Raw genomic sequence first — 692 nt, 5'->3', positions numbered from 1 at the left:
ACTATGGAAATTGATGCCAATAATAACTTAATTCATAAAAGTCATAGTGATCCGTGGGGTTATGATGGCAGTTTTTCAGATTCACCTGCTGCAGTTTATGATCCTGTAGAAGGAACATTTCACTACGTATACATTTGGACAGCAGGTTATACATTTGATGTTACTTTAACAAAAAAATAGAACATATGAAAAGATTGGTTATAATATTTATGTTTATAGTATCATTGGTTAGTTGTACTGAGGATGCTGAAGTCTGGAATAGTTCTACTGTTGACCTTGCAGGTCAATGGTGGATTCAAACATATGATACTAATGGACAATTAGTAGAGGATTATGGAAACGTATTAACATATAATACTGCTGCAGATGATGGGTCTATGTGGGTAAATCTTTCTAATTTGGGAAGTTTTGGTCAAATTACAGAAGTATCAACACAGGATTTGACATTTGCAGGTGAAGATGTTTATGTAATTTCTGGGGGTAAAGTACTATTTGATGTAGCTAAATCTAAGACGGGTATAGTAACTGATAGTATATTTATGACTGTTGAGAAAGATGGAATAGATTATGTTCTAAGAGGTCATAAGAAAACCGGTTTTCCTGAAGATGAATATTAATAATTATAACAACTACTCCGTGGTGGGACACATAGATTAAAGGTTTAGTTGTGTGAGTGGGGCAGATCCGTTTGG

The 692-nt window shown here is 34.2% G+C and carries 2 protein-coding genes; both read left to right on the top strand.

All coding sequences use genetic code 11. The features are described from left to right. Positions 1 to 180: hypothetical protein (locus OM075_RS25320; RefSeq protein ID WP_301193350.1), on the top strand; the 180-nt coding region annotated here is incomplete at its 5' end. 5 nt (positions 181 to 185) lie between these two features. Continuing rightward, positions 186 to 617 carry a lipid-binding protein gene (locus OM075_RS25315; RefSeq protein WP_301193349.1) on the top strand — a complete coding sequence of 144 codons (432 nt, stop codon included), beginning with the start codon at positions 186 to 188 and terminating at the stop codon, positions 615 to 617. Positions 618 to 692: the final 75 nt, after the last annotated feature.

The organism is Plebeiibacterium sediminum (assembly GCF_026013605.1).
In the GTDB taxonomy this organism is placed as follows: Bacteria; Bacteroidota; Bacteroidia; order Bacteroidales; family Marinilabiliaceae; genus Saccharicrinis; species Saccharicrinis sediminus.
This window is presented reverse-complemented; position numbering and strand designations above follow the sequence as displayed.